5 protein-coding genes are annotated in these 3,046 nt (G+C 63.6%); 4 read left to right on the forward strand and 1 reads right to left on the reverse strand.

What is annotated here, in order from left to right:
- Together EN939_RS27555 and EN939_RS27560 are read left to right on the forward strand one after the other, a co-directional pair.
- A partial coding sequence (locus EN939_RS27555) for a DUF899 family protein (protein ID WP_127270880.1) occupies positions 1–730 on the forward strand: 730 nt, incomplete at its 5' end.
- Positions 731–941: 211 nt separating this feature from the next.
- A complete protein-coding gene (locus EN939_RS27560) occupies positions 942–1,496 on the forward strand; it encodes a DUF4142 domain-containing protein (protein ID WP_127270440.1) in 555 nt (184 codons plus the stop codon).
- Positions 1,497–1,588: 92 nt separating this feature from the next.
- Here the strand turns inward: EN939_RS27560 and EN939_RS27565 are convergent, their stop codons facing one another.
- Positions 1,589–1,909 carry a DUF1476 domain-containing protein gene (locus EN939_RS27565; RefSeq protein ID WP_127270441.1) on the reverse strand — a complete coding sequence of 107 codons (321 nt, stop codon included), beginning with the start codon at positions 1,907–1,909 and terminating at the stop codon, positions 1,589–1,591.
- 220 nt (positions 1,910–2,129) lie between these two features.
- On the opposite strand from EN939_RS27565, the gene EN939_RS27570 reads away from it, so the two are divergent.
- Positions 2,130–2,519 carry a DUF6152 family protein gene (locus EN939_RS27570; RefSeq protein WP_127270442.1) on the forward strand — a complete coding sequence of 130 codons (390 nt, stop codon included), beginning with the start codon at positions 2,130–2,132 and terminating at the stop codon, positions 2,517–2,519.
- Positions 2,520–2,975 (forward strand): DUF6644 family protein, encoded by a 456-nt coding sequence (locus EN939_RS27575; protein WP_127270443.1) that lies wholly within the window; start codon positions 2,520–2,522, stop codon positions 2,973–2,975.
- Positions 2,976–3,046: the final 71 nt, after the last annotated feature.

Here is a 3,046-nt window from a genome sequence, read left to right on the forward strand (position 1 = left end):
CAATGAATCCGCCAAATACCGCACCGCGCGCGAAAAATTGCTGAAGAAGGAAATCGAGCTGCGCCGCGCCATGGAAGAGGTCGCCGAGGCCCGGCGCGCGTTGCCGCCGGGCGGGCTGATCCGCCAGGACTATGAATTCGACGGGCTGGACGGCGATGGGAGGCCTGCAAAGATAAAGCTGTCGGAGCTGTTCGCGCCCGGCAAGGACTCGCTCATCCTCTACAACATGATGTTCCCGCGCCATCCGCAGGAAAAGCGCGAGGTGGCGACCAGCGGCGGCACGGCGAAGCTCGCCCGGCAGGACCAGCCATGCCCCTCCTGCACGGCATTGCTCGACCAGTTCGACGGCGCGGTCGGGCATCTCCAGGCCGCCGGCTTCAATTTCGCGGTGGTGGGCAAGACCGCGCTCGAAAACCTGGTCACGCTCGGCCTCGACAGGGGCTGGCGCAACATGCGGCTGGTGTCTTCGGCTTCCAACAGCTTCAAGCGCGACTACAATGCGGAGGCGGCCGACGGCTCACAGATCCCGCTGCTGTCGGTGTTTCACCGCGACGGCGAGGGCATACGCCATTTCTGGAGTTCGGAACTGGATTTCGCGCCGACGGAGCCGGGCCAGGATCCGCGCAGCCTCGGCACCTGCGAAACGCTGTGGAACCTGATGGATTTCACGCCGGAAGGCCGCCCGAACTGGAACGAGCAGCTGCAATATGGCGAGGCGTGTTGCCACTGAAAGGCAGCTCTGGCCAGCCGCCGCGTTTCAGTTTTCGGAACATGAGTCCCATGGGCTGGCTCGAACGAGGGCATCGGCGAGCGTTCGAGCAAGCCACATATACGGCGGGGCGATCGAGGCGATATGCGCAGGCTTCTTCCTCAAGAGCTGCAACCGGAGTGCCCAAGCGACGTTGGATTGTCCGAGGGACAATTCCAACCGGAGACATGCCATGAAGACGCTTGCCATTCTGACCGCAGCAGCATTGCTTGCCGGCGCGCCGGCCTTTGCCCAGTCGAACACGACCGCCACGACCACGCCGCTCGCTACGACGACGAAGGTCGACACTTCGACCTTCATCAAGACGGTGCCGAGCGCCAATGAGTTCGAGATCGAGTCCAGCAAGCTCGCCGAGCAGAAGGCGACCGATGCCGACGTCAAGGCGTTCGCCAAACAGATGATCGCCGACCACACCAAGGCCGGCGAGGAATTCAAGGCGGCGCTTGCCCAGGGCCAGACAACCTCGGCCACCGCGCCGTCAGGTCCGGCCCTGCAGCCCAAGGAGCAGAAGATGCTCGATGAGCTGAAGGGCGCCAGCGGCGATCAGTTCCAGGCCAAATACATCGAGATGCAGACCAACGCCCACAAGGAAGCCGTCGCGCTGTTCAGCGGCTATGCGCAATCCGGCGACGACCCGGCGATGAAGGAATTCGCCAAGAAAACCCTGCCGACGCTGCAGATGCACGAAAAACATGTGAAGGAACTGGCGGCCGCGCATCAGGGGTGAGGGCGGTTCAAGGCCGACGCTCTACGGCGCCCCCCTCTGTCTGGGGGCGCCGTAGAGCGTTACGGTGGCAAACCAAGCACAATGAGCGGCGCTCAGGTCGACCTGATCTGCTCCACCGCGGTCACCAGCAGCTCTTCCATGGCGGTGCGTATCTGGGCATCCGACTGGGCGATGCCCGCCGCGTCGAAATCGGCGCGCACCTTGCGGAACACGTCGTTGTCGCCGGCCTCTTCGAAGTCGGCGTGCACCACTTCCTTCGCATAGGCGTCGGCGTCCGCACCAGATTTGCCAAGCTTTTCGGCGGCCCAGAGGCCGAGCAGCTTGTTGCGGCGCGCCATGGCCCTGAACTTCGTATCCTCGTCCATCGCAAACTTCTTTTCGAAGCCTTCCTGACGGTCTCTCATGCTGCTCATGGTTTGCCTCGTTCGATGTGAGTCCGATCTTCAGCCCAAGGGAAAAGCGGGCAGGGAAGGCGAGAGTGGCGTGCATGGATGTCTTTAGCAAGGCCGGATCGTTCACGCCGGCGATTGAGCGGGGTGCTTGGCGGTTCCGGTCATTTGGCCGATGTGATTTGACGTTGCCGCGCCGTGTCCTACTCTCGAATGCATGGTGGACGAACCGAGGAGACGAGTGATGCGGTCGCCTTTCAATGGAATTCGCAGCGTCGCGCTGACGGCGGCCGTGATGCTTGCCGCCGGCACCGCGGCCTATGCCCATCATGGCTGGTCGTGGACGCAGGACGGGTTTTTCGAACTCAGGGGCAAGATCACGGCCATCTATATCGGCAATCCGCACGCCACGCTGGATGTCGACGCCGAGGGAGAGGCCTGGCGGGTGGAGATGGCGCCGCCGTCCCGCACCATCGCCGCTGGCTTCACGGAGGAGGTGGCCAAGGTCGGCGACGAGGTGACCGCGATCGGCAACCGCTCGGTCGAGGCGAGCGAAAAGCGCATGAAAGCGGTGCGCGTCATCGTCGGCGGCAAGACATACGATGTCTATCCCGACCGCGTGCCGCCGGCCTAGATGGCGGAGTTCCTCGCCGGCATCGAGCAATTTGCCCTGGCGCGGTGGCTGAAGGGCTCCTTCATTGCCTACCCCATCGTCAACGCGCTCCACATCTTGTCGATCGGCGCGCTGCTGACCAGCGTCCTCCTCATGGACCTCAGGATCTGCGGCGCTTTCCGCTCACTGCCGCACGCCGCGTTCGTCGCGCTGCTGCGCCGCGTTGCTTTAGGCGCGTTCGTCGGTGCGCTCGTCACCGGCTCGCTGCTGTTTTCGGTCAAGGCGAGCACCTATGCGGCGATGCCGGTCTTCCTCGCCAAGATGGCACTCATCCTTCTCGCCGGCGTCAATTTTTTCGCCTTCCTGCGCTTCGCCAGAGGCGGTGACGAGCCGGCCGGCAGCGCCATCCTGGCTGTGCTCTCGATACTGCTGTGGACATCAGTGCTGTTCGCCGGACGGTTCATCGGTTTTCTTTAGCGCCCCATCCACCTTCTCCCCCTGTGGGGGAAGGTGTCGCCGAAGGCGACGGATGAGGGGTGTTCCAGGGA

Source organism: Mesorhizobium sp. M7A.F.Ca.CA.002.05.1.1, assembly GCF_003998335.1.
Taxonomy (GTDB): domain Bacteria; phylum Pseudomonadota; class Alphaproteobacteria; order Rhizobiales; family Rhizobiaceae; genus Mesorhizobium.